At 67.4% G+C, this 15,981-nt stretch carries 12 protein-coding genes; 4 read left to right on the top strand and 8 right to left on the bottom strand.

All coding sequences use genetic code 11. The annotated features are described in order from the left end of the window. Positions 1-46: 46 nt before the first annotated feature. The 4 genes from K5L49_RS04155 to K5L49_RS04140 all read right to left on the bottom strand — a co-directional run bounded on the left by K5L49_RS04155 (position 47) and on the right by K5L49_RS04140 (position 6,111). The gene (locus K5L49_RS04155) at positions 47-2,953 is read right to left on the bottom strand and encodes a glycoside hydrolase family 2 TIM barrel-domain containing protein (protein ID WP_374107701.1); all 2,907 of its coding nucleotides are present in this window, start codon (positions 2,951-2,953) and stop codon (positions 47-49) included. Positions 2,954-3,029: 76 nt separating this feature from the next. Then, a complete protein-coding gene (locus K5L49_RS04150; protein WP_223690748.1) occupies positions 3,030-3,893 on the bottom strand; it encodes a carbohydrate ABC transporter permease in 864 nt (287 codons plus the stop codon). Next, entirely contained in the window at positions 3,890-4,777 is an 888-nt protein-coding gene (locus tag K5L49_RS04145; RefSeq protein ID WP_223690747.1) for a carbohydrate ABC transporter permease, read from the bottom strand. The genes K5L49_RS04150 and K5L49_RS04145 overlap by 4 nt, the downstream gene beginning before the upstream one ends. Beyond that, entirely contained in the window at positions 4,774-6,111 is a 1,338-nt protein-coding gene (locus K5L49_RS04140) for an extracellular solute-binding protein (RefSeq protein ID WP_223690746.1), read from the bottom strand. Before K5L49_RS04140 ends, K5L49_RS04145 begins: the two co-directional genes overlap by 4 nt. Before the next feature lie 72 nt (positions 6,112-6,183). On the opposite strand from K5L49_RS04140, the gene K5L49_RS04135 reads away from it, so the two are divergent. Then, the gene (locus tag K5L49_RS04135; RefSeq protein WP_223690745.1) at positions 6,184-6,801 is read left to right on the top strand and encodes a TetR/AcrR family transcriptional regulator; all 618 of its coding nucleotides are present in this window, start codon (positions 6,184-6,186) and stop codon (positions 6,799-6,801) included. Between the two features lie 95 nt (positions 6,802-6,896). Here the strand turns inward: K5L49_RS04135 and K5L49_RS04130 are convergent, their stop codons facing one another. The 4 genes from K5L49_RS04130 to K5L49_RS04115 all read right to left on the bottom strand — a co-directional run bounded on the left by K5L49_RS04130 (position 6,897) and on the right by K5L49_RS04115 (position 12,098). Continuing rightward, on the bottom strand, positions 6,897-9,032 hold the full coding sequence (locus K5L49_RS04130; RefSeq protein WP_223690744.1) for a 3-hydroxyacyl-CoA dehydrogenase NAD-binding domain-containing protein: 2,136 nt from the start codon (positions 9,030-9,032) through the stop codon (positions 6,897-6,899). A gap of 3 nt (positions 9,033-9,035) precedes the next feature. Further along, positions 9,036-10,241 (bottom strand): thiolase family protein, encoded by a 1,206-nt coding sequence (locus K5L49_RS04125; protein ID WP_223690743.1) that lies wholly within the window; start codon positions 10,239-10,241, stop codon positions 9,036-9,038. A gap of 71 nt (positions 10,242-10,312) precedes the next feature. Then, positions 10,313-11,509 (bottom strand): HRDC domain-containing protein, encoded by a 1,197-nt coding sequence (locus K5L49_RS04120; RefSeq protein ID WP_223690742.1) that lies wholly within the window; start codon positions 11,507-11,509, stop codon positions 10,313-10,315. Further along, complete coding sequence (locus tag K5L49_RS04115; protein WP_223690741.1) at positions 11,502-12,098, bottom strand: DUF3000 domain-containing protein; 597 nt, start codon at positions 12,096-12,098, stop codon at positions 11,502-11,504. The genes K5L49_RS04120 and K5L49_RS04115 overlap by 8 nt, the downstream gene beginning before the upstream one ends. A gap of 98 nt (positions 12,099-12,196) precedes the next feature. Between K5L49_RS04115 and K5L49_RS04110 the strand changes: the two genes are divergently transcribed. The 3 genes from K5L49_RS04110 to K5L49_RS04100 all read left to right on the top strand — a co-directional run bounded on the left by K5L49_RS04110 (position 12,197) and on the right by K5L49_RS04100 (position 15,923). Further along, the gene (locus K5L49_RS04110; protein WP_223690740.1) at positions 12,197-13,369 is read left to right on the top strand and encodes an alpha/beta hydrolase family protein; all 1,173 of its coding nucleotides are present in this window, start codon (positions 12,197-12,199) and stop codon (positions 13,367-13,369) included. A 76-nt stretch (positions 13,370-13,445) separates the two neighbouring features. Next, a complete protein-coding gene (locus K5L49_RS04105) occupies positions 13,446-14,477 on the top strand; it encodes a LacI family DNA-binding transcriptional regulator (RefSeq protein ID WP_223690739.1) in 1,032 nt (343 codons plus the stop codon). Between the two features lie 135 nt (positions 14,478-14,612). Continuing rightward, positions 14,613-15,923, top strand: a complete 1,311-nt coding sequence (locus tag K5L49_RS04100; protein WP_223690738.1) for an ABC transporter substrate-binding protein — start codon at positions 14,613-14,615, stop codon at positions 15,921-15,923. Positions 15,924-15,981: the final 58 nt, after the last annotated feature.

The raw sequence follows: 15,981 nt of genomic DNA, 5'->3' as shown, positions 1-15,981 counted from the left end.
CACTCTGCGCACTCTGCGTGTCGGGGAGCGCGACCGCTTCGATGTCTCAGGCGATGGTGAAACGGATGCGGATGGTGCGGGCTTCCGGCCGGAGCGCCGAGTCGGGCGAGACGTCAGGTCCGCAGGCGCGCGAGCCGAGCCCGTGCTGGGCCGCATCGATGATCAGGTGGCTGGTGTCGCTCTCCGGCAGCTCGAACGGGTGGGTCGCCCCCGTGAGCTGTTGGGGCGTGTTCCGGCTCAGTGTGAAGCCGGGTCGGCGGCCGCGGGTATCGGGCAGGAACGTGAGGCTGAACTGGTCCCCTTCGGCGGTGCGCAGTGTGAGCGTTCGGGTGTCGGATCGGTGACCGGTCTCCTGCGGGCGGGCGTAGTCGACGGAGAGGTCGGCGATCGTCGACTCGAACCGCCCTACGTGCGCCGCATGCCTGCTGTCGGGGTACGACTCCAGCGGCCCCCGCCCGAACCAGGCTGCGCCGTCGATGCTCGCCCCGTCCTCGTCGGGCAGCTCGAATCGCACCCCGATGCGCGGCCAGACGGTGCCCCAGCCTGTCGAAGGCAGGATCTCGACGCGCAGGTCGAGCTCGCCGTCGATGAGACTCCAGGCGGTGTCGACCAGCACGGAGTGCGCGGAGTTCGCGGCCGAGACCTTCGTGAGCGTGCGGATTCCGGATGCGTCTCCGCTCGCCTCGACGATCCGGTGCGTCAGACGATCGAGGCCTTGGCCACGCCAGAGTTCGGCGCTCGAGACGCCGTCGATGCTCGCATCGCTGCCGCGCGGATCGGCGGAGGACGCCCCTTCATCGTTGTCGGTCGGAGCCCGCCACAGCTCCAGCCTCGGGCCGTCGACCCGTCTTCCGGCGATGCTGACCAGTCGCCCGTTCTCGAAGAGCGCCGGACCGAGGGCGAGCGTGCCCTCCGCCGAACCCTGAGGGGCCACCGCGAGGGCGGGGATCACGGGGGTGACCGCCGAGCGGTCGAGCTGGGCGGAAGCCACCACATGCCCGGCCTCAGCCCACGCCGTGTCGTCTCGCAGCACGGCATCGATGGTCAGCCACGTCTCCCCGATATCGGCCACCGGGATGCGGGGGAGCGGCACGGAGATGGACGACCCGGCCGCGAGGGCGGAAACCTCCAGTTCGCCCGCCGTCACCGGAGCGCCATCGTGCTCGATCCGCCAAAGGAATCGCAGGTCGGATGCGTCCGCCGTGTGCCGCAGATTGGCGAGCTCGACGGAGTCGATGTCGAACAGGAACCGGATCGGCTGGGCCACCGTCTTGAACTCGTGCAGCCCCGGGGTTGGCGTGTCATCGCTCAAGACCATGCCGTCCATCACGAAGTTGCCGTCGTGCACGACCTCGTCGAAGTCGCCGCCATAGGCGTAGAACGGCACGCCGTCCGGTGTCGTGGTCAGGACGCCGTGGTCGCGCCACTCCCACACGAACCCGCCGTGCAGGCGCGGGTGCTCGTGCACGAGAGCCTCGTACTGGTCGAGCGCGCCCGGGCCGTTGCCCATGGCGTGCGCGTACTCGCAGAGCAGGAACGGCTTGGTGCGCTGACGGGCGCCTTGGGCGGGCGTGCAGCCGAGCAGTGGTGCCAGTGAGCCGTCGGTGCCGATCTCGGTGGTCTCGCTGATCGAGGAGTACATCCGCGAGTACACATCGGTGTACTCGCCGGCGTAATCGCCTTCGTAGTGAACCGGGCGCTCCGGGTCGCGTGCATGCACCCACGCTGACATCGCGGCGAGGTTCGCGCCGGTTCCCGACTCGTTGCCGAGCGACCAGATCACGATGCTCGGGTGGTTCTTGTCCCGTTCGACGGTGCGCCGGATGCGGTCGAGGTAGGCGTCGCGCCAGATCGGGTCGTCGCTCGGGTTGGCGACCCAGTCGTTCGCCGAGAAGCCGTGGGTCTCGAGATCGCATTCGTCGATCACCCAGAAACCGAGCTCGTCGGCCAGGTCGAGCAGGCGCGGATGCGGCGGATAGTGGCTCGTCCGGATGGCATTGACGTTGAACCGCTTCATCCGCGCGAGGTCGTCGCGGGCGTGCTGCTCGTCGAAGACCCGGCCGCGCTCGGGGTGGGTCTCGTGCCGGTTCATCCCGTGGAACACGACCCGGCGCCCGTTCACGAGAAACCGGTCGCCTCGGATCTCGACCGTGCGGAAGCCGAGACGGAAATCGATGCTCTCGGCCGCGCTCGAGAGGGTCGCAGTGTAGAGCCGGGGGGTTTCGGCCGTCCACGGCTCGACCGTGCCGGCGGAGACCGGGGTGACGTCGCCGGGGGCGGCCCAGACCTGCTCCACACCGAGCTCCGGGATGCGCAGCGTGACGGGGAAGGCGCCTGCGTCGGCCGTGACCTCGGTCGCGACCGTGCCGAGGCCGTCGGCGTAGGCCGTGCGGAGCCACGCGTCTTCGATGCCGCCCTGCGGGCGGGCGATCACGGTGACGTCACGGAAGATTCCGGGCAGCCACCACTGGTCCTGGTCTTCGAGGTAGCTCGCCGCAGACCACTGGTGCACGCGCACGGCGATGGTGTTCTCGCCGGCTCGCACCGCATCCGTCACCTCGAACTCGTGGGCGAGCCTGCTGCCGCTCGCCGACCCGATCTCCTGCCCGTTCACCCAGACCTTGAACAGCGACTCGACGCCGTCGAAGCGCAGCACGATCCGCTCGGACCCCGACCACTCCGCCGGCACGACGAAGGTGCGGCGGTAGTCGCCTGTCGGGTTCTCGTCGGGAACGTGCGGGGCGTCGATGGGGAACGGGTACTGAACGTTCGTGTAGATCGGCCGGCCGTACTCGCCGTCGCCCTGCAGCACCCAGTGCGAGGGAACGGGGATGGTGTTCCAGGAGGTGTCGTCGAAGCCTTCGGCGGCGATCTCCTCGGTCGGCGGCGCGCCGGGCGAGAGACGGAACCGCCACGGCCCGTTCAGGGAGAGCGCGGGGGCATCCGAATGCAGCCAGGAGCGCGCGGGCGGAGGGCGCCACGGGCCGGCGCGGTGTCGGCGGGGGAGAAGGCGAGGGACGGGAACGGCACTACTTCACGGATCCTTCGGTCAGGCCGCCGCGCCAGAACCGCTGGAGCACGATCATCGCGATGGCGAGGGGGATGATCGACAGCAGGACGCCGCCGGTCGTGAGCTCGTAGAACTCGGGGAGCCTGTCCACCTGGCTTCGCCAGGTGTTCAGACCGAGGGTGATCGGAAAGAGGGAGTTGTCGGAGAGCATGACCAGCGGCAGGAAATAGTTGTTCCAGATTCCGACGAGCTGGAACAGGAACACCGTGACCAGGGCCGGGGTCATGATCCGGAGCCCGAGCGTGTGGAAGATGCGTAGCTCGCCGGCCCCGTCGATGCGGGCGGCCTCCATCAGGGCGGGGTCGATGGTCGCGTCCGCGTAGATGCGGCAGAGGAAGAGCCCGAACGGCGAGACGAGCGACGGGATGAGCACCGACCAATACGTGTTGGCGAGCCCCAGCTGACTGAACAGCAGGAACAGGGGGAGCGCCGTTGCGGTGCCAGGAACGAGGACACCGCCGAGCACGAGTCCGAACACGAAGTTGCGGCCTCGGAACCGGTATTTGGCGAGTGCGTAGCCGCCGGCGGCCGCGAAGTACGTCGCAAGCAGTGCTCCGACACCCGCGTAGAGCACTGAGTTCGCGAACCAGCGCATGAAGATGCCGTCGTCGTAGCTCAGCACCTCGCCCAGATTGTGCCAGAGGGCGAAGGTGGGTGCGAACCAGAAGCCGTTGGTGGCGAACAGGTCGGTGGTGGTCTTGGTCGAGGCCACCACCACCCAGTAGACCGGCACCAGGAAGTAGACGGCGGCGACGACGAGGACGCCGGTGACGACGATCGTCACTCCGGGCCGCCGGCGGACGGCCCGCGTGGTAGCGCTCACCGGGATCTCCTGTTCATCAAACGAAGGAAGGTGAACGATAGGAGGAACGCGACGAGCGCGATCAGTACGGCCTGGGCAGCGGCGACGTTGTAGTCGTTGTAGGCGAACGCGGTCGTGTACGCGCTGAGGTTCGGCGTGTACTCACTGTCGATCGCGGGGGAGACGGATTGCAGCACCTGCGGCTCGGCGAACAACTGCAGCGTTCCGATGATCGAGAACACGGTCGCCAGGACGAGCGCCGGACGGATGAGGGGCAGTTGGATGCTCCTCGCCACCCGCCAGGGGCCGGCGCCGTCGACCTTCGCCGCCTCGTACACCTCGGTCGGGATGGATTTCAGCTGCGCGATGATGATCATCATGTTGTAGCCCGTGTAGGTCCAGGTGACGATGTTCGCGATCGACCACAACACGGTTCCGGCCCCGAGGAAGTCGAGGTGTATTCCGAACACGCCGGCGATGTCGATGAGCGGGCTGAGCCCCGGCACATACAGGAACGACCAGAGGATCGTCGCGACGACTCCGGGGATGCCGTACGGCAGGAAGTACACGGCGCGGAAGAAGCCGGGCCAGCGAGCCGAGGCCGATTCGAGCAGCAGCGCGAGCACCGTGCACAGTGCGATCATCACCGTGACCTGCACGACACCGAAGAGCAGCATCCGCCCGATGGAGGCGATGAAGTTGCCGTTCGACAGCGCCTGCGCATAGTTGGCGAACCAGGCGAACTCGGTGGTCACTCCCTTCTCGCCGAAGACGCCGTGCCGGGAGACCGCGGTGAAGCTGCTGCCGATGGCGACGACGATCGGCAGGATGAACGTGAGCAGGAACAGAAGGAGGAACGGCGCGAGCAGCGCCCAGGGCGCCCACGTTCGGCGCAGGCCCTTCACGAGCCCGCCTTCCGGATGCTCAGACCCTTGTTCTTGAACGCGGCGATGATCAGCTTCTCGCTCTGCACGACGGCGTCGACGAGCGTTCCCCCGAAGGCCTTCTTGCGGAACCCGTCCGCGAGGATGTTGAGGGACTGCTGCGTGAGCGGCCACCACGACCAGTCCGGGTTCTGCTGCTGCGAGGCCGGCAGGAAGACCTCCTCGTTGTAGTTCTGTCCGCCGAAGAAGGGTGACGGTTCCATGCGGGTCTTGCCGATGTAGTCCCTGGCCGGTGACCAGCCGATGCCGCTGTGCTCGATCATGGCGTCGATGCCCTCGTGGCTGGTGGTCATCCACACGGCGAACTCGAGCGCCTCCTTCGGGTGCTTGCTGTTGGCGAGCACGGCCGCGGTCGAGCCGCCGAGGAACCCGGAGCCGAAACCCGTCTCCCAGCGGGGCACCGCAGCGACCCGCCATTTGCCTTTGGCGCCGGAAACGCCCTTCAGCAGAGCGTCGCCCCAGCTGGCACTGACCAGCCCGGCGATCTTGCCGGCAGCGGCAGCCGAGAACCACGGCGTCGAGAACGCTCCGTATGCGGTCGTCAGGATGCCGTCGTCGATGGCTTTGTCGAAGAAGCGCGCGGTGGCCAGCGTGGCGTCGTCGGTCATGTCGATCACCCACTCCCCGCCGTTGACCGTGAGCCAGGATGCGCCGGCCTGACCGGCCACCGCCATGAACCACGACGGGTCGGCGACGTTGAAGGCGTCGATGTACATGCCGGCCTTCTTGAGTTCGCGCCCCACAGTGGACCACTCCGACCAGGTGGCCGGGGCCGTCGCCCCCACCTTCTGCAGCAGATCGGGCCGATGGTAGAACGCGAGTGGACCCGAGTCCTGCGGGATCCCGTAGACCCCGTCCACGTAGCTCACCTGGCCCCACAGGGTTTCGTCGTACAGGTGCGCGTAGTCGTCGGCGCCATACCGGGCGAGGTCGACCAGGCCGTTCACGAGCATGAATTCCGGCACGGTGCGCAGCTCGACCTGGGCGAGGTCCGGGCCTCCGCCGGCCGCGAGCGCGGAGTACAGCTTCTGGTAGCCGCCGGAGTTGCCGCCGGGGATCCAGACGGCCTCGACCTGCACATCCGGATGCGACGCGTTCCACACATCCGCGACCTTCTGCAGGTCTTTGAGCCAGGCCCAGTAGGTGAGGGTGACCTTCTCGCCGCGTGAGACCGCCGGAACGAGCGGCCGGCTGTTGGCCGAGACGGTTCCGGGTGTGCTGCAGCCGGCCAGGAGGGCGGCGGCCGAGGCCGCGACCCCGAGGCTGAGGAGACTGCGTCGCGTGAGTTCGGTCATATCCTTCACTTCGTCGTGCTCGGATCGCTTACGATGACGCTATACGAAAATTGACCGACTGACCTAATTTGGATGACGATGACCGCAGTGGAGAGCCCCCGGCGCCGTGGGCCGTACGCCAAGACCGCCCAGCGCCGCCGACAGATCGTCGACGAGGCGTACCGGCTCTTCGCCACCCGCGGCTACTACGCGAGCTCGCTGCGGGATGTCGCGGCGGCCGCCGGTATGAGTCAGTCGAACCTGATGCACCATTTCCCGACCAAAGAGGAGCTGCTGCTCGCGGTGCTCGCGCAGCGCGACGAACTGGGCGGGGGAGACGTGCCCTGCGCCGACGGCGACGAGCCGTTCGAGGCGCATATCGTCGCCCAGGCGAAGGCCAACGAGAGCATCCCGGGGCTGATCGCCGTCTACAGCGTGCTCTCCGCGGAGGCGACCACAGAAGACCACCCCGGGCGCGACTACTTCTTGAAGCGGTACGCGATGCTGAAGACCGAATACGCAGCCGAGTTCGAGGAGCTCCGCCGTCTGGGCCGCCTGCGCGAAGGCGTCGACCCGACGACGGCTGCCGCGAGCGTCGTGGCGCTGTGGGAGGGAATCCAGTTGCAGTGGCTCTACGAGCCGGATGCCGTTGACGCGGCCGCGACCCTGCGCGCCTACCTCGACCTCGTGATCGTCGACCCTGCGCATTGACGGCACAGGCGCTTTCGGGCGACTCGCCGTCGACACCTCCGTCACGACGGATGGATCGGCCACAGAGGGCGATCCATCCGTCGGCGCGAATCGGGTTACGCCACGCCCTGGATGGGCGGGTGGTGGAATGTGTCTCCGAAGACCCGCTGCGACGCGCCCACCCGGTCGAGGTACGGCGTGATGCCACCCATCTGGAACGGGAATCCGGCGCCGAGGATCATGCACAGGTCGATGTCTTCAGCCGCGTGCACGACGTCGTCGTCGAGCATCCGATGGATCTCGTCGGCGAGCCCGTCTTCGAGGCGCTGAAGGATCTGCTCCTTTGTCCACGGGTTCGTGCCGCCCGAGACGATTTTGGCGGCGGTCTTGTCGATGCCCTTGATCTTGCCCTTCGAATCCTTCTCGAGCAGCGTTCCGTGCTCCGCCAGCTTGTGGAGGTTCTCGCTGCGGTAGAAGCGGTCGGGGAAGGCCTCGTGGTGGGTGTCGAGCACATGCGCGCCGACTTTGAGTCCGACGAGGTCGAGCAGAGCCGAGGGCGGCATCGGCAGGCCGAGCGGCGCGAAGCCCTCATCGACGACCTCGAACGGAGTGCCGTCATCGACGGCGTGCATCGCCTCACCGAGCACCTTGGCCAGGACGCGGTTGACCACGAATCCGGGTGTGTCGGCGGTGATGACCGCGTTCTTCTTCAGCGCGGCCGCGGTGACCATCGCGGTCGAAAGCGTCGCCTCATCCGTCTTCGGGGTGTTCACGACCTCGATGAGCGGCATGACGGCGACCGGGGTGAAGAAGTGGAAGCCGACGAGACGTTCCGGATGCTTCAGCTTGGCGCCGATCTTCTCGACCGAGAGCGACGAGGTGTTCGTGGCGAGCACGGCTTCGTCGGAGAGGTACTGCTCGACCTCCTCGAAGACGTTCTGCTTGACGGCGAGCTCCTCGAAGACGGCCTCGATGACCCAATCGCAATCGGCGAAATCGGCCTTGTCGGTGGTGCCGGTGACGAGCGCGCGCAGACGGTTGCCCTCATCCGGCGAGATGCGGCCCTTCTCCTGCAGCGTGCCGATCTCGTCGTGGATGTAGGCGACGCCCTTGTCGACGTGCGCCTGGTCGAGGTCGGTGATGATCACGGGCACGCGCAGCCGGCGAACGAAGAGCAGCGCGAACTGGCTGGCCATATAGCCGGCGCCGATCACGCCGACCTTGGTGACCTTCTTCGCCAGCTTCTTGTCTGGCGCGCCGGCAGGGCGCTTCGCCCGCTTCTGCACGAGGTTGAACGCGTAGATGCTCGCCTGGAACTGGTCGCCCGAGATCAACTCGCCGAGCACGTCGTCTTCGCGGGCGAAGCCGTCTTCCTTCGAGCCGCTCTTGGCCGCCTTGAGCAGGTCGAGCGCGGCGTACGGCGACTTCGGAACCGTGCCGATGCGGCTCTCCAGCATCTTGCGGGCGATGCCGACCGCGGCATCCCACTTGACCATGCGCTCGACCTTGCCCGGCGCGTTCGGGCGCTTCACCGCGAGCTCGCCCGAGACGACTCTGTCGGCCCACTTGATCGAGTCTTCGAGGAAGTTGGCGGAGTCGAAGATGGCGTCGGCGATGCCGAGATCGAAGACGTCCTGCGGTTTGAGCATCCGGTTCTGTTTGAGCGGGTTCTCGATGATCACCTTGAGGGCGTTCTCGATGCCGATCAGGTTGGGGAGGAGGTAGGCGCCGCCCCAGCCCGGGATGAGGCCGAGGAACACTTCCGGCAGGGCGAACGCCGCCGCCGAGCGGTCGATGGTGCGATAGTCGGCGTTCAGGCCGATCTCCACGCCGCCGCCCAGGGCGAGTCCGTTCGTGAAGACGAATGACGGGACGCCGAACGTCGCCTGCTTGCCGAGCACGTGGTGACCGAGCTGGGGGAGCAGCTTCGCCACCTCCTTGCTGGGAATGTCGCCCACCTTGCTGAGGTCGGCGCCCGCCGCGAGGATGAACGGTTTGCCGGTGACGGCGACAGCGTGGATCTCGCCACGGCCCGCGCGGGCGGTCAGCTCATCGAAGGTCTCACCCAGCTCGAGCAACGTCGCCGGACCCATCGTGTTCGGTCGCGTGTGGTCGCGGCCGTTGTCGAGGGTGACGAGCGCGAGGACCTTGCCGCCCGACAGCGGAACATCCTTCACGAACGAATGGGTGACGACCTCGTCGTCGGAGAGGCTGACGAGCGGGCTGAAGTCGATCTTGGAGTAGTCGGTCACGTGTCAGGCCTTCCTTGCGCGCTTGCTGTAGTGGGGGTTCTCCCAGACGACGCTTCCGCCCTGGCCGAGGCCGACGCACATCGCGGTGAGGCCGTAGCGCACCTCCGGGTGCTCGGCGAACTGGGCGGCCAGCTGGATCATCAGCCGCACGCCGCTGGCGGCGAGCGGATGGCCGACAGCGATCGCACCGCCCCACTGGTTGACGCGGGGATCTTCGTCGTCGATGCCGAAGTGGTCGAGCAGCGAGAGCACCTGGATCGCGAAGGCCTCGTTGAGCTCGAACAGCCCGATGTCGTCGATACTGAGCCCGGCCTTGCGGAGGGCCTTCTCGGTCGACGGGACCGGACCGATACCCATGATCTCCGGCTCGACGCCGGCGAACGCGAAGCTGACCATGCGCATCTTCGGCTGCAGGCCGAACTCCTTCACGGCATCGGCGGAGGCGAGGATGCTCGCTGTCGCGCCATCGGTCAGCGGAGACGAGTTGCCGGCGCTGACACGGCCGTGCGGGCGGAACGGGGTGCGCAGGGTCGCGAGTGATTCCATATTCGTCTCGGGGCGCATCCCCTCATCGTGTGTGGCGAGACCCCAGCCGCTCTCGGAACGGATGGCGACCGGAACCAGGTCTGGCTGGATCTTGCCGGCGGCGTAGGCCGCGGCGGTCTTCTGCTGGCTGCGCATGGCGTACCGGTCGCTGCGCTCTTTGGTGAGCGCGGGGAACCGGTCGTGGATGCGCTCGGCCGTCATGCCCATGTTGAGCGCGTCCTCGCCGACCAGACGCTCCGACAGGAAGCGCGGGTTGGGGTCGGCGCCGAAGCCCATCGGATGACGTCCCATGTGCTCGACGCCGCCGGCGATCGCCAGATCGTATGCACCGAACGCGATGCCGGAGCCCAAGGTGGTGACGCTCGTCATGGCGCCGGCGCACATCCGGTCGATGGCGAATCCGGGAACGGATTTCGGCAACCCCGCGAGCAGCGCGGCCGTGCGGCCGAGGGTGAGACCCTGGTCGCCCTGCTGGGTGGTGGCGGCGATGGCGACGTCGTCGATCCGGTCTTTCGGCACGTTCGGATTGCGCTCGAGGAGTTCGATCATGGCTTTGACCACCAGATCGTCTGCTCGCGTGTTCCAGTACTGCCCTTTTTCGCCGGCTCGCCCGAATGGAGTGCGTACTCCATCGACGAAGACGACATCAGTTCTTTCGGCCACAATGCCTCCCACAATCAGGTCGTACCGATCCTAAAGACGGCGCCGGTGGGAGAAGAATCGTTTGACTCTTCCTACGAATCGGCTTCGTCAGGCTCGACGTCGGTTTGGTGGGCATCGACAAAGGCCTGGCTGATCAGCTGTGTGGTTGCCTCAATCTGCCAGGGTCGCGCGCCCCATTCGGCGAGGGCCGATCCGATCGCCTCGGGATCGGGTTCTGCGGGAGGGGCCCAGGCCACGCGGCGCAGTGTCTCCGGTGTGAGCAGGTTCTCGACCGGAATGGCGAGCTCCTCGGACAGCTCGCCGAGAGCCGCGCGGGCGGCCTTGAGCCGGGCATCCGCCTCGGGGTTGCGATCGCCCCAGGCGCGCGGCGGCGGCAGCGTGTCGCCATTGCCGCGCAGCACCGGCAGATCCTTGGTGGTGCGAGCGCGCTCGATGGCGTCCCACCAGCGGTCGATCTCAGTGCGACTCGCCCGACCGTTGAACTCGCGTAACGCGGCGAGCGCGCGCTTGGATTCGGGAAACGCTTTGGCGGCGGCGGTGAGCGACGCATCCGGGATGAGCCGACCGGGCGCGGTGTCGCTCTCGCGGGCGAACTCGTCGCGGCTCAGCCAGAGCTCCCGGGCGGCGGCGAGATTGCGCAGACCTCTGATGGAGTGGATCCCCGAGAGACGGCGCCACGGTTCGGCGCGCACCGGCTTGAGATCGCGGGCGAGCTCGTCGGCGAACTCCTGCCGGGCATACCCGGTCTTGCCGGCTTCTTCGAGCAGGCCCGCGATCGCATCGCGCAGATCGGGGAGGAGCTCGACGTCGAGGGCGGCGTAGACCAGCCACGGTTCCGGGAGGGGGCGCGTCGACCAGTCCGCCGCCGAATGCTCTTTGGCGAGGTGCACGCCGAGCAGTTCCTCCACGACGGTGCCGAGGCCGACGCGGGGCATCCCGAGCAGGCGCGCGGCGAGTTCGGTGTCGAAGATGGTGTGCGGGTCGAGACCGACTTCGCGTAGGCAGGTCAGATCCTGGGTGGCAGCGTGGAGGACCCACTCGTCGTCGGCGATCGCCGCATTCAACTCGTCGAAGCGTCCGACGGCGGGCGGATCGAACAGGAACGTCCCCGCGCCGCGGCGGAAGACCTGGATGAGATAGGCGCGCTGCGAGTAGCGGAAACCGGAGGCGCGCTCGGCGTCGACGGCGACGGGACCGGTTCCGCCGGCGATCGCGTCGACGGCGCTGAGGTAGTCCTCCCGGGTAGCGATGACGGAGTGATCAGGCACGCGGCGTCCGTCTCGCGGAGAGCAGGCTCACACCCTCACCGGCGGGCGGCAGCCCCGCGAGCATGCAGAGCAGCTCACCCCAGCCTTCGACATGGGCGGTGACATCGTTCTCGAGCGGGGTCCAGGAGGCGCGGAGCTCGATCTGCGAGCCGTCCCCCTGTTTGGCGAGCTCGCCGAAACCGGTGGAGATGATCTTGGTGGCTGTTCCGCTGGCGGCCGTATAGCTCGCCCGGCGCGCGTCGAGCGCATCCACGAGCCAGGACCAGGCGACATCGGCGAGGAACGGATCGAGGCCGATATCGGTCTCCAACGGCGCCTGGGCGAAACACACGACACGGAAGCGACCTCCCCAGGCCTCCGGCTCGTCCGGATCGTAGAGCAGGATGAACCGGCCGGTGCCCAGATCGGAATCGGCGCCGTGGCGCGCGGGCCGCACATCCGCCGCCAGGGCGACCGCGAACGGCGCGAGCTGGCCCGGGGCGGGAATCTCGCTGATCACCAGTTCGGGACGCGACTGCACGGCGCGTATCGTCTGCAACGCCGCGGCGAACTCCGGGGGAGTGCTGGGAGTCGAGGATGTTGTCGGCACAAAACGAACACTAGGGTCGAATGCGTTCGCGGAACGGTAAGGCACGCCGCTGGTGAACTCCTGGGCGGGGTGCGGGGATTCGGGTCTACTCTGCTCACATGGCGAGGTCGACGATCGCGAAATCCTTGATCACAGCCGCCGGTGTCGCCGGCGGCCTCGTGCTGCTCACGGCGGCCGGTGCCGGCTTCGTGATGGCCCGTGTGGCGCGAACCGTGATCACTCCGGTGCGCAAACGGCCGCAGAATCAGAGCATCCGGGCCGTGGACGACGAAGCCGGCACGGTGACGCTCAAAGACACACCGGATTCCGCTGTTCCCGGCCGGTACGGGCTCTGGTTCGACGACGACACGGGATACGCCCGCATCGGGGGCGTGATCGAAAAGCGCGACGGCACGGTGACGCGTGACGTCCAGAGAGTCGCCTTCGGCGAGTTGCGTCCGACGACGAGGGCCCGGCTGAGCGGCTACTACTACCTCGAGCCCGAGGAACTGGGGCTCTCTGCGAACAGTGTCATGATCGAGACCGAGCTGGGGGAGGCGCCGGCCTGGCATTTCCCCGCCGAGGGCATCGACGACGGCCGCTGGGTCATCCAGGTGCACGGCTGGGGCGCCACCCGGCAGGAGGGGCTGCGGGCGGTCCCGGTCTTCCACCGCGAAGGCTTCACCTGTCTGCTCGCGTCGTACCGCAACGACGGCGACGCACCCCCGAGTGCCGACCGGCGGTACGGGCTGGGCGGCACGGAGTGGCGCGACATCGACGCGGCGATCCGGTTCGCCCAGGAGAACGGCGCCCGGTCGATCGTGCTGATGGGATGGTCGATGGGTGGCGCGGTCGTGCTGCAGACGATCACCCGATCGTCTGCGAGTGAACTCATCCGGGGGATCATCCTCGATTCGCCGGTGATCGACTGGATCGACACCCTCGAATACCAGGCGCGACTGCTGCGGCTGCCCGACCCGATCACACAGGGGGCGTTGCGGCTCATCGAATCGACGTGGAGCGGTCCGATCACCGGGCTGGGAGCGCCGATCGATCTGGCCAGCATGAACTTCGTTGCGAGGGCCTCCGACCTCGCGCTGCCGATGCTCATCCTGCACAGCGACGACGACGGGTTCGTGCCCTCCACCGCATCGCGGGCACTCGCGCGGGCGCGCAGCGATATCGTCACACTCGTGCCCTTCGCCACCGCACTGCACACAAAGCTCTGGAACTACGACGAGGAGCGGTGGACCAACGCGATCGCCGACTGGCTCGGCGACACCGTCGGCTGACGCGGAGGCGCCGCCGGGCATCCGCGGGTCGCTGGCGGATTATGGTATTGAAAGAATCGAAGTGGAAGGCGTTGCCATGCCCCGGGTCACTATCCAGGTGCTCGCGCAAACGCTCGGGATCTCGAAGGCGTCGGTCTCCTACGCTCTGAACGGGCAACCCGGGGTGAGCGAGGCGACCCGTCAGCGCGTGCTGCTGCTGGCGACCGAACTGGGTTGGCATCCGAGCTCGAGCGCGCGGGCACTGTCGCTGTCACGGGCGGACGCGATCGGCATCGTGCTCAAGCGCGACCCCGAGCTCTTGGGAGCCGAGCCCTACTACATGAGCCTGCTCGGCGGCATCGAGGATGTCCTCTCCCGTGCCAGCCAGAGCCTGCTGCTGCGCATGGTCGGAACCCGCGGGGGAGACCTCGAGGTCTACCGCCAGTGGAGCGCTGAGCGACGCGTCGACGGTGTGATCGTGCTCGACCTGGCGATCGACGACCCCCGGCCGAGCCTGCTGGGCGAGCTCGAGATGCCGTTCGTGCTCCACGGTGTCTACGCCGATGGCGTCACGGGTCTCTCGCGCATCGAGGACCAGGCGAACGACGCGAAGACGATCGTCGAGCACCTCGCGTCACTCGGCCACCGGCACATCGCGCATATGACGGGCCCATTGCTGCTCTCGCACGAACTCGACCGGCGGTCGGCGATCGCGTCTGAGTGCGCTGCCCGCGGCATCCGGGTCACCTTCTTCGAATGCGACTACACCATGGAAACCGCGCACCGCATCGCGGCGGCGATGCTGCGCACCGGCGAGGTGGCGACGGCGATCGTGGCGTCGAATGACGTGATGGCGCTCGGCGTGGCAAGCGCCCTGCGGCACGCCGAACGACAGGATGTGGCGTTGATCAGCTGGGACGATTCGATGATCTGTCAGATCGCTACGCCGACGGTCACGGCGCTCGAGCGGCACGTGGACGATCAGGGCCGCCGCAGCGCACGCGTGCTGCTCGACAGGCTGGCCGGCCGCGAACCGGAATCGGACGTGTCGCCGGCCAGTGTTCTGCATGTCCGCGAGACCAGTCTGAGGCCGGTCCGAGAGCGTGATGCAGTCGATACCGGAAAGTGACTTGCAACCCTAACCGGTTAAGTTATGCTCTTCCCAACGACCCACGGATGCACCCCCGTCACCGGACCTCTCAGCCCGGCGAACACGGAAGATGCGCCGGGGGCGACCTCGCAACTCGAGAGACAAGGAAGTCACATGGGCAAGAAACGCGCGATTCTCGCGGCGGTCGCCGCTGCAGCGCTCGCCGTCACGATGGCGGGATGCAGTTCGAGCGGGTCCACCGGCTCGACGAAGGGCGCCACGATCACGTACTGGGCCAGCAACCAGGGAACGAGCGTGGCGAACGACCAGGAAGTCCTCAAGCCGGTACTCGACAAGTTCACCAAAGAGACCGGGATCAAGGTCAAGCTCGAGGTGATCGGGTGGAACGACCTGCAGACGCGCATCCAGACCGCTGTCACCAGCGGGCAGGGTCCGGACGTGGTCAACATCGGCAACACCTGGGCGTCGTCGCTGCAGGCGACGAAGGCGTTCCTGCCGTTCGATTCGGCCAACATGAAGGCCATCGGCGGCGCGGACAAGTTCGTCAAGACCGCCCTGCAGACCGGTGGGGCGCCGGGAACCGACCCGACCTCCGTTCCGCTCTACGGGTTCGCATACGGCCTCTACTACAACAAGAAGATGTTCTCTGACGCCGGCCTCACCGCGCCGACGACATGGGAGGAGCTCGTCACCGACGCGCAGAAGCTGACCGATCCGGCCAAGAAGGTCTGGGGCATGTCGCTCGCCGCCGGAAGCTACACGGAGAACATCCACTTCGCGTTCATCACCGGTGCACAGGGCGGCGCGTCGCCGTTCGACTCGAAGGGCAACCCGACGTTCACGGGTGCCGCATCCGTCGACGGCATCCAGCGCTACCTCGACCTGATGCAGAAGGACAAGGTGGTCAACCCGTCCGACGCGCAGATCGACAACGCCTCCATCTCCACGGCGAACTTCGCCCAGGGCAAGGTCGCGATGATCCTCAACCAGAACAACGCTGACGCGACGATCACCTCGAACGGCATGACGAGCGACCAGTACGGTGTCGTGGCCTTCCCGGCCCCCGCCGACGCGAAATCGAACATCGCCACCTTCCCGGCCGGCATCAACATGTCCATCTTCAAGAACACGAAGAACAAGGATGCGTCGCTGCAGTTCGTGAAGTACATGACGAGCGAGGCGACCCAGTCCACCCTGGGCAAGCCCTACGCTTCCCTGCCGGTGCTGCAGGGCGCGACCGCCACGTTCACCACCAACGCCGAGGAGGCCAAGACCTTCCTCGACATCTACAACAACCGCTCCGAGCCGCTGCCGCTGGTATCGTCCGAAGACCAGTACGAGAACACCGTCGGCAAGGCGATGAACAACATGTTCGCCAAGATCGCCACCGGTGGAACGGTCTCGTCGTCCGACATCAAGTCGGCGTTGCAGACCGCGCAGGATCAAGTGAAGGCGGCCGGCTAGACAGGCCCCGTCACCCGGCCGCTGCGCAGCCCGCGCGGCGGCCGGCCAGCCACCACGA

It is taken from the genome of Leifsonia poae, from assembly GCF_020009625.1.
Classification (GTDB): domain Bacteria; phylum Actinomycetota; class Actinomycetes; order Actinomycetales; family Microbacteriaceae; genus Leifsonia; species Leifsonia poae_A.
Note: the sequence above shows the minus strand (reverse complement) of the source record. Positions and strands in the feature narration are given on the sequence as shown.